Origin of the sequence: Flavobacterium sp. ASV13, assembly GCF_000745775.1 — a bacterium.
GTDB lineage: Bacteria > Bacteroidota > Bacteroidia > Flavobacteriales > Flavobacteriaceae > Flavobacterium.
In genome coordinates this window covers 351,820-369,444 of the sequence record NZ_JQJY01000004.1, presented here as the reverse complement: position 1 = coordinate 369,444, position 17,625 = coordinate 351,820, and the positions used below count along the sequence as shown (strand labels likewise).

At 34.6% G+C, this 17,625-nt stretch carries 8 protein-coding genes; all 8 read right to left on the bottom strand.

Translation table 11 applies throughout. The annotated features are described in order from the left end of the window. Positions 1 to 30: 30 nt before the first annotated feature. Positions 31 to 1,320 (bottom strand): DUF3472 domain-containing protein, encoded by a 1,290-nt coding sequence (locus GQ47_RS12270; RefSeq protein WP_035648888.1) that lies wholly within the window; start codon positions 1,318 to 1,320, stop codon positions 31 to 33. Between the two features lie 98 nt (positions 1,321 to 1,418). Then, complete coding sequence (locus tag GQ47_RS12265; protein ID WP_035648885.1) at positions 1,419 to 3,602, bottom strand: M1 family metallopeptidase; 2,184 nt, start codon at positions 3,600 to 3,602, stop codon at positions 1,419 to 1,421. A gap of 72 nt (positions 3,603 to 3,674) precedes the next feature. Next, a complete protein-coding gene (locus GQ47_RS12260) occupies positions 3,675 to 6,770 on the bottom strand; it encodes a DUF5107 domain-containing protein (protein WP_035648883.1) in 3,096 nt (1,031 codons plus the stop codon). 257 nt (positions 6,771 to 7,027) lie between these two features. Beyond that, positions 7,028 to 10,027: a glycoside hydrolase domain-containing protein gene (locus GQ47_RS12255; RefSeq protein ID WP_035648881.1), complete on the bottom strand. Its 3,000-nt coding sequence runs from the start codon at positions 10,025 to 10,027 to the stop codon at positions 7,028 to 7,030. Positions 10,028 to 10,071: 44 nt separating this feature from the next. Beyond that, entirely contained in the window at positions 10,072 to 11,082 is a 1,011-nt protein-coding gene (locus GQ47_RS12250; RefSeq protein WP_035648878.1) for a c-type cytochrome, read from the bottom strand. Positions 11,083 to 11,094: 12 nt separating this feature from the next. Beyond that, entirely contained in the window at positions 11,095 to 12,507 is a 1,413-nt protein-coding gene (locus GQ47_RS12245; protein ID WP_035648876.1) for an aryl-sulfate sulfotransferase, read from the bottom strand. A gap of 101 nt (positions 12,508 to 12,608) precedes the next feature. Beyond that, the gene (locus tag GQ47_RS12240) at positions 12,609 to 14,120 is read right to left on the bottom strand and encodes a RagB/SusD family nutrient uptake outer membrane protein (protein ID WP_035649406.1); all 1,512 of its coding nucleotides are present in this window, start codon (positions 14,118 to 14,120) and stop codon (positions 12,609 to 12,611) included. A gap of 38 nt (positions 14,121 to 14,158) precedes the next feature. Beyond that, complete coding sequence (locus GQ47_RS12235; protein ID WP_035648875.1) at positions 14,159 to 17,245, bottom strand: SusC/RagA family TonB-linked outer membrane protein; 3,087 nt, start codon at positions 17,243 to 17,245, stop codon at positions 14,159 to 14,161. Positions 17,246 to 17,625 lie beyond the last annotated feature (380 nt).

The following is a 17,625-nucleotide window of genomic DNA, read 5'->3' as shown; positions in this document are numbered from 1 at the left end:
TATTTTTTTGATTATTTAAAGCAATCAATTTTAAGGCAAAGCATCAAAATTGATTTCTGGTTTTTTATTGTTTAATTGTCTTGTGAAAACGGTTTTTGGTGTTGTGAAATCGTCAAAGAAACCGCCATCTTTTAAATAAAAAGAATCATTTTCGAGTCCGCCTGCAAAATCCATGCGATATCCTTTTGCGCCAGTATTGTCTGTGGTAAAACGAGCCGAATTGACTTCAGTCCAATTTCCTTTTTCGTCACAAACCCATTGATTATTGAATAGAACTTTTCGGGATAAATCACCTTGTTCCGGAACGAAATTTTCTAAAAAGGAATGAAATCTTTTTAAATAAGTATGTGTTTGAGGACGATTGAAACTCGCAATCAACAGCCATTTTTTTAATTCTGGTGCATAAAAATAAGCGGTATAATTTGTAGAATTGTCGTTTTGAGGATTTCCTCGCAATAAGAATTTATAGGTTGTACCAGCTTTCCACATATATTTCAGATAACTTTGACCACCAGAACCTTCGCTTCCAAATTCGCCAGTATGAACATTTTCTCCTTTTTTCAGCATTTTTATTCTCTGATTTTCAGGAATACTTTTCGGATCATCTGTTGTAAATGGACTCCAAACCGAGAATAAAATTCTTCTTTCTGTTGCCGAATTTACCTGAATCCCAAAATAACCTTCACCAAAACCATTTGCCATAAAATATGAACCTATTTTGTCTTCATTTTTAGGAACGGTAATTTCGTTGTAATACCATTCGGCATTAATATTTTCGGGAACTTGATAATTTAAATGAACTGAAGGCCCGCGACGTCCCCAATGATAAAAGTTGCCTTCGTTATTTGGTACATAAGAAATTTTTCCATCAAAATCTTTGCTTGAAATTGTTAAGCGGTTGATGGAAGGAAATTGAGTACCGCTTTTACTAATTCCTTTTATTTTTAGGGCAACATAACCTTCTTTTTTTATTGTCCAGGTTCCAATGGAAACCGCTTTTTTTGAAGTATTGAAAGTTGCTTTTTTCACTTCATTATTTATTGAAAATTCAACTTCCGATTTTCCAAAAACTTCTACTGATTCTTCAACAGAAATCTGAAAAGTTCCAGGTTTTGAAATTTTAAAATAAACAGTAAAAAATTCCTTTGTATTTGTCCAGTTTTCAATACCATTGTCCGTAATTGTATTGCTTCCATCGACATGCTCAGAACTGAATGCATTTCCAGCAAGCGGAATAGAAACAGTTGTTTCGGCCTCTTTTTTTTCATTCGAAAAAGAGACTAAAAGAAAAGCAAAAAACAGGTAAAATAAATTTTTCATTTGCTGTGATTTTGGTTTTTTTATTTAAAAGTAACCTCTCTAATGAACCAGATTAGAGAGGTTTTCAAAAACAAAACAATTCAAATGGACCTTGCTAATTATTTTTGACTATTAAATCTTTTCATTAATGGCGTTACATGTTTTTTTGTATCGTCATCTAATCCTGTTAATGCTTTATCTGCTTCGGCTGGAGAATATTTTGTTAATCCACTAATTCCTGCTGCAATTACGTTGTATGATTGTTCTTTGATACTTTCTTCCATTAAACTTTTATAAGAAGCATCACCTGTAGAAGCTAATTTTACAATAGCATTTGCTCTGGCAATTGTCTTTTTATCATTTTTAGCGATGTCAAGAAGCGCTTTTAAAACCTGATCTTTTGTTTGTTTTTCATTTAAATCAATTGCTTTGATACTCAGTACTCTTAAATCTTCTTGCGGATCTTTTAAACCTTCCAATAAAATAAGCTGTGACTCTTGACTTCTATCTTTCGAAGCAAATTTTATAGCTTCAATTCGGTTGTAATATGATGGTGCATTTTTATATTGAAAAAGATAATCAGCAGCAGTTTTTCTATCTACCTTAACTTCGCCCACTAAGATTTTATCTGGATCTAAATCTATAAATTCTGGTTTTGAAGGAAGATCAAAACTGAAGCTTTGTTGTCTTTCATTAATTAAAATATCCTTTCTGATTTTAGTTCCGTTTACATAAAAATCAACTTTTAAAGGCAGTGTAAAGGTTTGTACTGCACTATCCTGAGATTGATTTATCGTAATGATGATTTTTCCGTTAGCATACCTGTAAGTCACATCCAGAATCGGACTTCCAGCATTATAATACCATTGATCAAAATAAGGTAGCCAGTCTTTTCCAGTCACTTCTTCTATAGACAAACGCAATTGATGCGGTTCACCAGATTTAAAAGCATTTGTAGTTAAATAATGATTTAATCCTTTAAAAAAGGCTTCGTCACCCATTTGGTTTTTCATTGCATACAAAATAATCGAACCTTTAGAATAGCTGATATTATCAAACATATCTTCTGCATTTTTGTAATGAAAACGTGCTAAAATAGGACTGTCACCATTTTTTTGAGAACGTAAATAATTCTGCAGTTTTTCATAACGCGATCTGTCTTCTGCATCCTGTCCGGCATCGTGACCGTGCCAAAGCACTTCTCCAAAAGTGGCAAACGATTCGTTCATGGTTAAGTTTGACCACGATTCAGCCGTTACGTAATCTCCAAACCATTGGTGAAAAAGCTCATGAGCTATCGTACTTTCCTGATTGTCATCCAGTAATTCTCTGGCTGTTTTTTGTACATACTCGCCATGCAAAGTTGCAGATGTATTTTCCATTGCACCAGAAACATAATCTCTGGCAACGATTTGCGCATATTTTGCCCATGGATATTCAACACCTAGCATTTTGCTGTAAAAGTTCATCATATCCGGAGTTTTACCAAATATTTGTTTTGCGTATGGGGCATATTTTGGTTCCAGATAATAGCTTACTTCTTTACCATTGTAAGTGTCTTTGGATATTTTAAAATCACCAACAGCCATCATAAACAAATAAGGAGAATGTGGTAAATCCATTTTCCAGATATCCGTGCGGGTTCCGTTTGAATTGGCTTTTTGTGACGCCAGTTTACCGTTAGATAAGGTTACATATTTAGCGTCAACCGTCATCGCAATTTCAGAAGTTGTTTTCTGATTTGGTTTGTCAATTGTTGGAAACCAAGCCGATGAAGCTTCGGTTTCTCCTTGTGTCCAGATCTGAATTGGTTTATCATCTTTTCCATCAGGATTTATAAAATATAATCCTTTTGCATCTGTAATTGCGGCACTTCCTTTTACTTTTAATTCATCTGGTTTTGCGGTGTAATTAATGTAAATAGTGAACTTTTCAGTGCTTTTGTATTTTCTGTTTAAAGCGATAAAAAGCTGTTCATTGTCATACGTATACTTTAAAGGTGTTTTTTTGTTTCCTTCAATAATTGCAATTTCTTTAAAATCCATTCCTTTTGCGTCAAGTGTAAGTGAATCGGTTTCATAGAAATGTGGTTTTAAAGTCAGCCATTCTTTCCCATACAGATATCTTTTGCCATAATCAAAGGATACGTCAAGTTTAGTGTGAATTAAATCGTGAACTTTTTGAGGGGTTACTCGGTAAACAGACAATTCATCTTTGCTCTTGTCTGCGTTTTGCGCCTCTGTATTTTGACCTGCTAATAAGGCAAGACCAAAAAGAGTACATTTTAAGAAAAGGTTATTCATTTTTTTGATTTTAAATGATTGTTTTATGGTCTTAAAAGTACAGCTAATTGTATTGTACTTTTAATACATTTTTTAAAGTTTTTCGATAATTCTAACTTCACCGTCTTTTTCATCTTCGCTTAAAATATTCGATTGTTTTTTAGTGTAAACCAATAAACTCCACTGAACTATTTTATTTGTCGGGTATAAGTCTGCCTGATTTTTAATCCATTTTTCAGCTTCTTGAGCAGATGAAGTTTTTTCAATTGCCCAAGTCGAAACCAATTGATTTGCTGGAAGAAAATTCATAACCGTATTATCCACGACAGGATGAAAAGCGACAATTTTTTCTAAAGATTTAGAAGCCATTTCTTTGTTTCCAAGACTGCTGTAACATTGATAATCCAGCCAGTTTTCTAGTCTTTCATCTATATTTTCGTCATAAGGTTTTCCAACGCCTAAATTTTCTGGAAACAGTTTGGCATCGGCAATAAATTGTAATGCTTTTTTGTACTGTTTGTTTTTGATTTCTGCTAAAGCCTGCATCAATTTAGCTTCGTGATACAATTGTCTTCCTGCCGTTGCGCCTTCAAACGGAAGGATTTGCAATTTGGTTAAGAATGAATCAGCTTCACGGTATTTTTTGTTCAGCAATAATGTTTTGGCATACAACATTCCAATCAAATAATTGTCCTGATGTTTTTTATAGAAAGACTCAGCCGTTGTAAGCGCTTTATCAAATTGTTTTTGAGCGATATAATGTTCTGCCAGCATTTTATGGTATCTCCAGCCTTGTGGGTCCAATTTTAAAGCTTGTTGAAGACTTGCCAATACTATTGAAGCATCATCTTTAAATAACGAAGCTTTAGCTCCATAAAATGCAGGATCATTTGGTTTTGAACCGCATTCTGAAAACAATCTTTTAGCTTCTGAAATACTGTTGCGATTCCATTCAATTAAACCTAAATGATATTTTAACTGATATTGATCGTTTGTTTTAATTAATGATTTCAAAATCTCAGCCGTTTCATTTCTGAAAGGGAAACTTGTTCCTGGTTTGATTTTGCTTACATCAACTGGTTTGTTTTCTAAAAAGGCTTTCCAATAAATAATTTCAGCACTCGGTTCTGCAATAGAAAATACTTTTAGTGCGTCTTCTTTTCGACTTATATTATTGTACCAAATTCCCAATTCCAGAAAAGTCTGTTCTGGCATTTCATTTTGAATCGCTGTAGTAAAAGCATTTTTTGAATCGTTTGAATTGTTCCAAAGGTATTTTTCAAAATCAGCAAAATGATTCAACGGATCCAATTTTGTAATGGTTTTCAAAACCGAATTTGCTTTATCGGAATTATTCTGAAGACGATATAAAACAGCTAAAACTTGTAAACCTTCTACATTGTATTGATTGTACACTAAGCTTTTCTCGGCATATTCAACCGCTTTTGACAGATCGTTTTCTGCCAAATAAATTTTGCTTAAAGAAGTGTAAGCTGGGCTTCTAAATTCAACACTTGCAGCAGCAATATCAAAACCATCTTTTGCATCGATATTATTTCCTAAATGGAAATTCGCCAAAGCATAAAAATAATTTGCAGCAGAATCGTAAGTATCAATTGATAAAGCTTTGCTTGCTGAAATTACAGCTGCTTTGTAGTCTAATTTTCTTATTTGTAAAGAAGCTAATGCAGAAAGGGCAGGAGCGAAGTTTGGATCTAATTTCAAACAAGCATTTAGTTTTTCTTCAGCCTGAACATAATCTTTAAAACTGATGTAATTTTTTCCTTGCTGATACAATCCGTAAACTGAATTATGATCAAAATTTTTTGGAATTTCGACAGGACGATTGATGTTTCCGTCTTCTGGAGCAGAATTCCAAACCAATTTATTGCTGCCCAAAACAAATTTCAATTTATTTGAATCGACTTTTATCTGAATTGAATCTTTAAAAGTTTGCATTGTATTCAAAGCAATATCTTTTGAATACACTTTTTTGTCGTTTTCAAAAACTTCAATTTTTTCATTTAATTTTTGAAGCGGAGAAAAATAGATTTTCAACCAGCCATTTTCGTTTTTGATATTGACTGAACCATAATTGTTGGCTTTTACGAAACCTTTTGTGTGTTTTACAGGAAACCAATATTCGGTCCAGGTATCGGTTTGATACGGTGCAAAAGAACGCTGTTTGAAAGGTGTAAGATTACTGCCTTCGCTCGCCTGATTAAACAATCTTCCGCTTTGCACTTCAACATATTGTCCGTCAGTATCGGTTAATAATTTTTCCCAAATCATTCCTTGTTGGGACAATCCCCAAATCCAGATTTTTTTACCCGGTTTATCGTCATGATTGCCATATCTTCCCATTCCGAAATCTTCGTCATGATAATATCCTCCGAAGAAATCATCGTATTTTCCGAATACGTGATACGATTTGTAACCGCCAAAATTGTTGTTTTTGTAGAATGACAAATCTTTGCCGTTTTCTTTGTCAATTGGCCACGAATTGTATTCTCCGTTGTGCCCGATATAAGTTTGTCCCGGATAAATAAATTGCAGATTTTCGGCTGCTTTTATACCCGTATTCATCCAAGTATAATAAGGCTGTTCGAATTCGGTTGTGTTTGACCAAAACGAATTTGTGGTAAAATAGGCTTTGTCTTTTGGAAGATTGATGTCTAATTTCCAAGAAGTTCTGGTCAGTAAATCTAAAACTCCAATTACACAGCTAATACTTCCGTCTTCTCGGTTTATAATTTTATAATCGACAGGAGTTGCGCAGTTTGGCGTGTGACCGATAATTCCGTAATTGCCTTCAACACCACCGCTTGTCCAAGGTCCGCGCATGGCAATGTCTCTGAATTTTACAACATGGTTATTGTAAACAATGTCTTTTCCTGTAGATTTTTCTATAGCCGACCAAACTTTTCCGCCAATTTCAGGCAAAATCATCAGTTTGATGTAATCATTTTCAATTTCGATTACTTTCCATTCTTTCTGAACAGGTTTGTCTGTAAAACCATCAAAACGGAAATACGGATAAAACTTTGTATCTGGTTTCGGAATCGGATCAGGATCTGAGAATGGGTATGTGGTAAATACTTTTTTGTATTCTTTTACAGTTGGTTTGTTTTGTGCTGTGACAAAGAGGCTTCCAAAAAGTAGAATTGATAATAGTGGTCTAAATTTCATGATGGAGAGCTGGTTTTTGTGGTTGTTTTTTTGCCACAGATTAAATAGATTTCAATGATTTAATAGGCATTAATTGTTGTTAAAGTGCCGTTAGGCACTAAACATTGGTAGAAAAACATGATTCGGAATAGATTTAGCGTGCCGTAGGTACGCAATAATGATCGTTTTGTTGCGTACCTACGGCACGCTTGATATACTCTAAACATATATTTTCTACCAATATTAAGTGCCTAATGGCACAAAAATCTTGATTCAGATTATTGTTTAACAATGAGTAACCATCCTTTTCCTTTAGGAACAGTTATTTCGTCTTTTGTTGTAAACGTTTTTGCAGGCTGGAAATTGGTAACTTCTGGAGCAGTAATAGTTGCTTTTGCAGGATTGATTCCTAATTTTTTCCAGTCAATGTTCAATTTTATATTTACATCAGCATCTGCCCAGCTTGCGATTGAAATTAAAGCCGTTCCATTCTTTTTATAAACTGTTGCAAGAACTTTGTCATTGTTTGTTTTTACAGGACAGTTTTCGCTCCAATATCCAATCATTTCAGAACCTTTAATTCCGAAAGAATCCCAAACTTTCCAGATATTTCTTGGGTCAGCACCATCGCTCCAAGGCAATCTGTTTGTCATTCCGTAAACCATTCCTCTCCACGGATTTCCGCCGTCTTGAAGCATTTCTCCCATTAGTCCAAACGGAATTCCGCTTACCTCAGTCAAGAAAAAGTCAGGCTGATTTTTTTCATAATCAAAATATTCTCCAAACCATAATTTGTTGATGTACGGGAAGTGCTCCATGTATAAGTTCGCACTATTGTTGAATCCATCACTTTTGTTGTATTGATTTGCACTATGTAAATCGATAATTCCAGGATGACCATCTTTAGTCAAAACTCTTTTGATACGTTTCATCGTGATTCTGTCAAAAGCAACGTCATCTAAATAAATTCCGTCGATACCAACGTTTTGAGTTAACCAATTCATTCCTTCAACATAATAATTATGCCAACGGTTCATACCACTGTTTACGATTGCAGCATCTTTAATTTCAGGAACAAACCAAGCTGCGATATAATCATCACCAACATGTTCTTGAAGCCAAGAGAATCCGCCTCCTTTTCCTGGAGAATAGATTTCGTGACCTAAACTTCTTAAAGCAAAAGTTTCATAAGCTTTATTTGAAACCTCTCTAACCGTATTGTAGATTTTTACTTTTAATCCTTTTTCGTGTGCTTCATCGATATACGTTTTCATCTTTTTAAATTCGATAAAAGGATAATTGATATAAGGATTAATTGCATTTGCGTGGTGAATATTAATTACCGTTGCGCCCGTTTTAGCAATAGAATCAATTGGGCTGTATTTGTGGTAAAACTTTGTATCCCATTGAAAATCGGTATTAATTGTGTGGAAAGGCGTGATTAATAAATTGAAGTTATAGTATAAAACATCGCCTTTTTTCATTGTTCTTGCTCCGCTGTAAGCATTTACTAGAATCGATTTTTGGTTTGGTGTAATCGTAATTCCACCTTTATTTTCGTTGCCCCAAGAAGTTGGAAGCAATAAAGGTTTTTGCAGGTAGAAATTGGTATTTAACGGACGGCTGTATTTCTCGTCTCTCAAAGAAAACTGCAATCCAGAGTTTACAGCACCAATCCAAGCTCCGTCTTGGTTTTTATGTGCTACATCCCATTTCCAGTCGAAAGTTGCAGGACGATCGCCGCCTTTTTGACCTAATCCCATCATATATTTTGCTGATGTTGGCTGAATTGGCATTTGGAAATTAATATCATTGAAAGAAACATCTTCAAGAGCTGTAACTTTTACAATATAATGTACGAAACCATCAAATTCAACAGAAGCATTTACATCCATTTGAACCGATTTTGAAGTCGAAGTATTTTCCCAAGAAACCGTTCCAGCTTCTTTTTTAGTGAATTTTACACCGCTGTTTTTCCACTGTACTTCTTTTCCAGAAGCATCAACAAAATGAAAATCAATTGGTGAGCTTAAAATATCATTTGCTTTGGTTGTTACAGAAGTCATTTCTGGAGTGAAATAAGTCTGGATTTGTGCTGGGAATCCGTTTGGAGCTAAAATCAGTTTTCTTCCTAATAATGAAATTTCAGAATTGTTTACTGTTAATGGAGTATAAGGTGCAATAACCGTATTTTCCTGAGCTAATGTTGAATTTAACCATTTTAGGCGCGTCATTTTTTCTGGACTGTCAATTCCGCCGTTTTTCGTTACTTCGTTCGAAACCGTGATTTGAAGATTGATTTCCTTTGATTTTCCGTCAGCAGTAACAGTTGCTTTTCCGTTGTAAGTTCCAGCGGCAGTAGTTTGAGGAACATCAACACCACACCACATTGCCTGAATTTTTCCTTTTGAAACTGAAACAGTGTTGGTAAAAGGATTACCGTCATATTTAGTTCCGTCAGTGTTGATACAGTTAATGTTCTTTGCATCAATTGTTCCTGTTGAACTAGTTAAATTTGAAAAAGTAACTTTTACATTTTTCAAATCTTCAAGAGCGTAAACTCCTAATTGAAAAGCTAGATATTCGCCTTTCATTGCAGTGTCAGAAAAACTATTCTGAACGCCTTTCTGGATCCATCTTTGTGGTAAATCCGATTTTAATTTGATAGAATGTTCTCTGTCTTCAGGGAAAACTAAAAATGAATTTCCGCTATTTTTAGCAACAAGAGCTGAAGTCTCAGATGCTGTAGCAATTACTTCCATCGGATAAAAACTATTGAAAGCATTTACACTCTGAATTTCAGTTACAGAAGCATTGTCTTTTAAGTTTGCTTTTATATTAGAAAGCCATTGTGCATCAGCTTTGTTTTCAGGCTTCTGATAAATTCCTTTTGGATAATTAGCAGTTCCTTCGTCGACATAAGGCATATAATAAACGTAATATGTTCCTTTTCCAGAAATTGGTTCAAAGAAAATAGTTCCGTTTTCTCTATTGATATTTTCTGTTTTTATGTTCTGAATTTCTTTTCCTGAAGCATCCTGAACAATGATTTTTTTAAGTTCTGGATTTTGATCTCTTCTTCGCCATTCGATAGTCGTTTTAGCAATATTTCCTGAACCAGAAAAGGTAACTACAGCGCGGTGATTTCCTAATTGGTTAGGATTCCAGCTGTCATTTCCATCTGAATATTTTATTTGTGCAGTCAATGAAATACTGAATACGAAAAAGCACGCAATCAATATTTTATTTATGAGTTGTTTGTTTAGGTTTAGTTTCATTTTGTTTTTTGTTCAGATTATAATAGTGTCGTAAGATTTTGATATTAATAAACAGCTTTCCATCCATTTTTCTGCCAATACGCAATTATTGGTTTGTAAGGCCCGTATTTGTGCTGTTCTTCAGTAAAATTATCTTGAAAAGGACTGTGTGAATAATCGATTGGTTTGCCCATTTTATTTGGATAATCAAATGTTTTTGGGTTTGGTCTTGTATGTTGAGAATCGTCATTTACATACGCTGCAATGTCTAGTGCTTCTTTATCAGTTAAATATGGTTTTCCAAGTTGTACTTTATCATAAGGCATATTGCTTTTCAGCCACTGTGCTTGTTTGATTACACGGTGCATGCTTGAACCTGGCTGATAACCGTATTCGCCCCAAAGTGGAGGATAAGTATAACCCGATTTATCGGCATTGTAAACTCCTTCACCGTTATTTCCGTGGCAACGTGCACAATTTTCTGCAAATAAAGCTTTTCCTCTTTCCGGACTCGCGGCAACATCAGGAAACTCGATTTCTAAATTTTTAGCTCCTTTAAAATTACCATCTTTTGGAACAAATTTGCTGATCCATTTAAAATAAGATAAAAATGCAACCATTTCTTTGCTATCCAACGGAAGTGGTCTTCCAGAATGAGGACGCATAATACAGTTATTTACACGTTCAGCAAGTGTAAGCACTTTATTTTCACGTCCGCGATATTGTGGATAATTATCATGTGAAGACATTAAATTGAACGCATGAGGTTTTGTTCCTGCATCCTGATGGCAGTTTGTGCAGTTCATTTTATTGCCTAAATATTTTCCGTTTTTTCCGTTTGGACCAATATAATAAGCGGTTTTCATCATCAATTCTCTTCCATAACGAACCGATTCTCCAAATTGATCATCTGGAATTTTCGATGTATCGATTGTAATATATCCTTCATCTTCTTCACCTTCTTCACCTCCTTCAGTTGTTTGCGAAGCTAAGGTTTGAGAATTTGATTTGGTACAAGAATTGAAAACAGTCATTGATAATGCTGAAAAAAGTCCGATAAGAATTGTTTTTTTCATGGTTGCTATTTTTTAATTTAGAAGAAAAGGTTTTAGTTTTTCTTCAGGAATAAAGATTGTTCTGTATGGCGGAATTTCAGATTCTAAAGCCCAAAGTAAAACGCCTTTTTTATTGGTTAAAACCGTAATATGTCTTTTTGAACAACAAACTAAAAAGAGATCTTTATTGATCATGTAAGCGCTCCCCATTCTGTCATTATAAATATCTTTTGGTAGTTTTATTTGGAAATCCAGATTTACTGAATTGTCTTTTTCATTGACTTTTAATGCAAAAACCGAAGATTGTTTTTTGTCAACTCCATTATCAAAAAATAATAAACTTCCTTCCTGATCAATATGCGCGGCATGCGCCTGAGAGAAATTTGTGTCTGGGGCCATTTTCATATTGCCGCCTTTTCCTAATTTCCAGATAACTTTTCCGGTTTTAGAATCTACTTTCCAAATTTGGCCGTTGTTATAGAAAGAAATTAGAAAATTTCCATCTGTATCATAATTAAGACTGTTGGCGTGTGTCCAGTCTTTTTTGTTTTTCAGTAAATCTTTATCTTTCAACGGATCCAAATCATCGAAAACACTCCATTTCCAAAGTTGTTTTCCTTTTTTATCCATAATCAGGATTCCGTCACTATTAATAGTATCTTGTTTTTTTCCTCCAATAGAAGTTAAATCGATTATTTTTTGGTCAACGGTTATAGTCACAAGTTCGTTAGCCGATTTTTTTAAAATTTCATGATGAATAGTTTGTTTAAAATCGCCCTGACCCTTTTTGATATGCGTTAATGTATCGCCTTGAAGATTGATTTCCAAGATTTCGCTTCCGTAACTTGTAGGTTCATCATTTGTTCCTAAAATAGAAAGAATGGTTTGGTCTTTTGTAAAATGTGCTACTTTAAATCCGGTTCCTTCGACTGTATGGTACCATCTTAGGTTTCCTTTATAATCAACAATATAAGCAGTTCCTGGTGTTTCTCTTTTTGCCAAAAGCATAAAACCTTTTTTGAAATTTTGAGGTAATAATTCTGGTTTTGGACAATTGGCTTTGAATTGTTTTTGAAGCCATTCTGGAAGTTTTCTTGATTTGAAAGTGTAAACTTTACTTGGTTTTTTTTCACCATTCTGAATCGTAACCAATTGATAATTATAATTCGTTTCCGGACTGATATTGCAAAGAACCAAAGAATGCTCAAGACCAGCTTTTGAAATAGGAGAAGTTGTTTTATTCTTGATTCCGTCTTTATCCGACCAATATTCTGCATATACCTGAACATTGTCCTTCGTAGTAACATCGATCTGAATTTTCAGTTCGTTGTTGCTATGAGTCCCAATATTGATATTTGTGATACCATTGCCCTGATTTTTGGAACAGCTTGCCAAAACAAGCAAAACCAAAATAAAACTCCATTTTAATACTATTTTTTTGATCATCTTAAAGGCTTTCTTTGTGAAACAGAAAAGTACTTTTTTTGTTTAAAAAATCAAGAATAGACAGACAATTTTAACTGTCTATTCTTGATTTAGATTTTTATTTATTGTCTGTCGGCATTACTTAATTTAGGGTTAAGATTCACCTGACTTTGCGGATAAGTGTAATACTTATTTTGCGGCATTTTGATTTGTGCCGCTTCTCCAACTCTAAGGTGGTAAGCGTTTACAAGAACATCATATTTGTTCATTCTGATCAAATCGGCGCGACGTTTTCCTTCATAGAAAAGTTCCCAGCCTCTTTCTTGTAATATCGCATCTCTCAACGTTTCTTTCGTCAAACCTGCTAAAACCAATAATTTAGCATGAGATCTTCCTTTTACTTGATTGATCAGGTTAATAGCTTCAGGAGTAGGCCCGTTGATTTCATTTAAAGCTTCAGCTCTGCTTAACAAAACATCAGCATAACGTAAAATATTCACACTATGTCCATCATAATAGGTTGTTGTTTCATCATCAGCATATTTTCTTGTTGACACGTCTGGCATATAAAATTCACCAGCTGGAGGTTGAGCTCCCAATGATGGCGCTTGTTTGTGAAGAAGACCATCAGTTCCCATAAATTCTGGGAAGAAGCATTTTTTTCTATCATCTTCGTCACCAAAAGTGTTGTAGAAATCCCAGTTTACTGTATAATACTGCCATCTGTTTTCGACAACTGGGTGATCAATTGGTCCAAAATGATTTAACAATTCTGTTCCGTTTGTGTTAGCATCGCTCAAAGAAGAGAAGATGTTTTCGCTGCACCATTTATTACTTTCTTTAAACAAGCCTAAGTAAGAAGGATATAAACTATATTCGTTTAAAGCTATTACTTGCTGTGTCAATGTTACTACTTTTTGCCAGTCGTGGCTGCGCATGTAAAGTTTTGCTAATAAAGTAAGTGCAGCTCCTTTTGTAGCTCTACCAACGTCATTTGTACTATAAATAGCATTGCTTTTATAGTTTACTGGCAATACATCAGCAGCTTCAGTTAATTCTTTTACAAGGAAAGCATCAATTTCTTCAACAGATGATGGTGGTGTCTGATCCAGATAACCTGGACTTCCTAAGTTGGCTTCGGTGATTAAAATTACCGGACCCCAAGAATCAGTCAAATCCATATAAGCAGAAGCTCTCAAAAATTTAGCTTCAGCTATAAATTGTGCTTTTTCTGCTGCTGTAATTCCAGACATTGGTGTAATGTTGAAAATTGCATTGTTTGCATTGGCAATCAATTTGTACATAGCGTTCCAGTCTTCAGCCAGTAATCCGTTTGTTGAACTCCAGGTTCCTAATGATAATTGTCCTGGATCGCCTCCATATTGACAATGTCCTAAATCTGTAGCAATATCAGTCAAGGCGAAGTGTCTTGTTGCCCAGTATGAAAAGTTATCGCCTACAGCAGGACCTTTCAGTCTTCCGTAAATGGAATTGATTGACGCAATAGCATCTGACTTGGTTTGATACCCATTCGTATTAGTCAAATTGCTATATACTGTTGGATCCAAATCTTCGTTGCACGAAAATTGCACTCCTGCAGCGAGTAAAAGGAATAATATTGTATATTTTTTCATTTTCATAAATTTAATGTTACTTAAAAAAGCTTTTTAGACTAGTGAATTGCTACTTTAATACCAAGTATAAAAGTTCTTGAAGCTGGGAACGAGTTAAAATCGATTCCACCGCCTAAATTGTTTCCTGAGTGCCCATTAACCTCTGGGTCATTTCCAGAATAATTTGTGATTGTCAATAAATTTTGTCCGATAGCATATAATCTGATGCTGTCAATAAATTTTACTGTTTTTAATGCGCTTTCAGGAATCGAATAGCCAATAGAAACATTTTTTAGACGCAGGTAAGACGCTTCTTCAACAAATTTAGAATTCACATAACTTCCATATTTGCTTTTGTAGTAACCATCTCTCGGAATATCAGTATTTTCATTTGTTCCGGCAACCCAACGGTTCAAAGCATCTGTGCTTGTAGTTGATTCGCCCACCATTGCGGTCATATTATATACTGAATAATCAAAAGCTCCTTGGAAAAAGATATTCATATCAAAATTTCCATATCTGAAATCATTATTGAAACCAGCAATATAATGCGGAATAGAATTTCCTAAATAAGTTCTGTCTGCAGCAGTAATTGTACCGTCTCCGTCAACATCCACATATTTTGGATCTCCTGGTTTAGAAAGCGGTTGTGGAGCATAAGTTTCTCCAGTTTTGATAACTCCTGCATATTTATAACCGTATAAAACACCCATTTCTTTTCCTGGTTCTAATCTTGTGAATTCTTGCCCAGAAACAGTTCCACTTGGATTTGAAGTATTTGTACTGATGATTTTTACGTTATCAGCAAGAGATACAATTTCTTGTTTGTTGTATGCTAAGTTTAAAGATGAACTCCAAGTGAATTTATCTGTTTTAAAGTTTACTGTGCTGATTCCTAGCTCAATTCCACTGTTATCAATAACTCCAGAGTTAACTCTTTGAGTACCAAATCCCCACCATCCTCCAACAGGAACATTCAAAAGAGCATCAGAAGTTCTTTTTTTGTAGGCATCAATTGTAACTGTAACATTGTCATTAAAGAATCCCATGTCCAAACCTAAGTTCGTTTGAGCTGTTTGTTCCCATTTTAAATTTGGGTTTGCTAAGTTGGCTGGTTCAGTACCTGCAACAAATTGATCAGGTGCGATTGTTACGCCCCATGATTGTAGTCTGCTCATGTATGAGTAGTCACCAATACCGTCACTTCCTGTAATACCATAACTTGCTCTTAATTTAAGATCAGAAAAAGTATTTAGATTTTGAATGAATGATTCATTAGATAATTTCCAAGCCACAGCTCCTGAAGGGAAAATACCAAATTTGTTATTTGGCCCAAAACGAGAAGAACCGTCTTTTCTTATTGTAAAAGTGAAAAGATATTTGTCATTGAATGCATAATTTAACCTTCCAAAATAAGAAGTAAGTTTTGTTTCTGTTTTTTCAGTTTCTGGTTTTAAATAAACTGCAGCTCCCTGAAGATTGTAATAAGTAAGTAAGTCGCTTGAGAAACCAGTTCCTGATGCTTTTACTCTCTCGTAAGTATCTTTTTGGTTTGAAGTTCCAATCATTGCTGTAAATGCATGTTGTTCAGCAACATTAAACTTATAAGTCAAATATTGTTCTGTACTCCATCTGAAATACGTTCTGTTTTCCTCAGAACCAGATCCTTTTAATGCAGCTCCAGCTACTAAAGTACTTGGCGTATATTTTCCTTGAATAACTTCCTGCCATTCAGCACCAGCACCAAAGTGGTACGTTAAACCTTTAATGATTTCATAATCTAAAAACATATTTCCGTTCACCATTCTGTTGATAGTGTGGTCAGTAGGTTCTAACAAAAGCGCTAAAGCATTATCTTTTCCTTGATATTTGTAATAAGAACCATCAGCATTATAAATAGGAATTGTTGGAGGTGCAGTCTGGATAGAGAACATCGGAGATAAAATATTGTCTCCAAAATCACTGTTATTTCCTTCACTCACAGCGCCATAAACATTCGTTCCCATGTTTAATTTGTCATTAAATCTTTTCTCGCCGCCCATTCTTACAGTATATCTTTCAAAATCTGTATTTTCAATAGCTCCGGTTTGTTTCAAGTAGTTTCCGGAAAGGAAAAATTTAGACGTTTTATCGCTTCCGCTAAAAGTAAGTGTTCTGTTTAAAACCTCACCCGGACGCGTTGCAGCTTCAAACCAGTTTGTGTTTGCAATAGGAAAACTTGCAGGGAAAACCGGCGGTCTTCCATTTTCTAATGCAATTGCATTTTGAATATCAGCATATTGTTGTCCCGTAATTAAAGATGGTTCTTTGATGATATTTTGAAAACCATCAGAAACTTCAGCCTCAACCTGCATTTTTCCTGATTTTCCTTTTTTGGTAGTAATCAAAATAACCCCATTTCCACCTCGTGCACCATAAATTGCTGTAGAAGCGGCATCTTTTAGAATCTGAATATTTTCAATATCATTTGGGCTGATAGATCCACCAGTACTTGTAATAAACCCGTCAACTACGTACAAAGGCGCATTTGAAGTATTGATAGAGTTTCCTCCTCTAATTACAACCGAAGGATTCGTTCCAGGTGCGTAACTGTTTTGCTGTACCTGAACTCCAGAAGCACGACCTTGTAAAGCCTGTCCAACGTTTGAAACGGTTCCGCCTAAGTTTAAGTTGTCTTTACTGATAGAAGCAACAGAACCTGTAAGATCTTTTTTCTTTGATTTTCCGTATCCAATAACAACCTCGTCTAATTTTTGTCCTGCTTCTTTCATGACAATTTTTAGAGGAGAACTTCCTACTGATACTTCCTGATCTTCCATACCAATGTAGGTTACAACAAGTTTAGTAACGTTGTCTGCTACAGTAATCGAGAAACTTCCGTCAACATCTGTCTGAACTCCTTTTGTGGAACCTTTTACGACAACATTTGCACCAGGAAGAGGCAGTCCGTTTTGATCTGTTACTGTACCTTTTACCGTTTTCTCAAAAAATAAGGAAGTATAATTTTTGTTTGAAGTGCTTATTGATGTAGCTGCCGAAGCTTGAAATGTCAAAGCTAATAGTGAAAGAACTGTTAGTTTAATTTCTTTACGGGATAAATTGTTAATCCGAAAATCTCTTGGCTTTTTTTGGGTTAATAATTTCATACGAAAATTGGTTTTGGTTAATGATTAATTTGTTTTTTGTTGTTTGTAGGTTTTAGACTTCTTTTTTGATTCTCAAATTCATTTTTGTTTTTTTATTTGACTTCTGCTGTATTGTTTTCTTCTAAAAAAAATCAGTTTAATTTTTCAGTCGAAATACAGCTTGTTCACTTCATTTTTGATCATTTTTTAGGCTTCAAAATCACCAAAAATTTTACTGATTTAACTCAGTTTTAAGATTAATCTCTGACGAAACTATAGATTATATTTTTATAAAACAAGAAAAAACACAAAAAATGTGCTCGAACACACAAAATTTATGTTCTCGAGCACATAAAATTGTGCGATACGTTTTTTTTACGCTAAAATGATGTGATATTTTA

What these genes read in the sequence shown, in the direction of transcription:
- GQ47_RS12270 (WP_035648888.1), bottom strand. Translation starts at nt 1,320, where the DNA reads ATGAAAAATTTATTTTACCTGTTTTTTGCTTTTCTTTTAGTCTCTTTT.
- GQ47_RS12265 (WP_035648885.1), bottom strand. Translation starts at nt 3,602, where the DNA reads ATGAATAACCTTTTCTTAAAATGTACTCTTTTTGGTCTTGCCTTATTA.
- GQ47_RS12260 (WP_035648883.1), bottom strand. Translation starts at nt 6,770, where the DNA reads ATGAAATTTAGACCACTATTATCAATTCTACTTTTTGGAAGCCTCTTT.
- GQ47_RS12255 (WP_035648881.1), bottom strand. Translation starts at nt 10,027, where the DNA reads ATGAAACTAAACCTAAACAAACAACTCATAAATAAAATATTGATTGCG.
- GQ47_RS12250 (WP_035648878.1), bottom strand. Translation starts at nt 11,082, where the DNA reads ATGAAAAAAACAATTCTTATCGGACTTTTTTCAGCATTATCAATGACT.
- GQ47_RS12245 (WP_035648876.1), bottom strand. Translation starts at nt 12,507, where the DNA reads ATGATCAAAAAAATAGTATTAAAATGGAGTTTTATTTTGGTTTTGCTT.
- GQ47_RS12240 (WP_035649406.1), bottom strand. Translation starts at nt 14,120, where the DNA reads ATGAAAAAATATACAATATTATTCCTTTTACTCGCTGCAGGAGTGCAA.
- GQ47_RS12235 (WP_035648875.1), bottom strand. Translation starts at nt 17,245, where the DNA reads ATGAAATTATTAACCCAAAAAAAGCCAAGAGATTTTCGGATTAACAAT.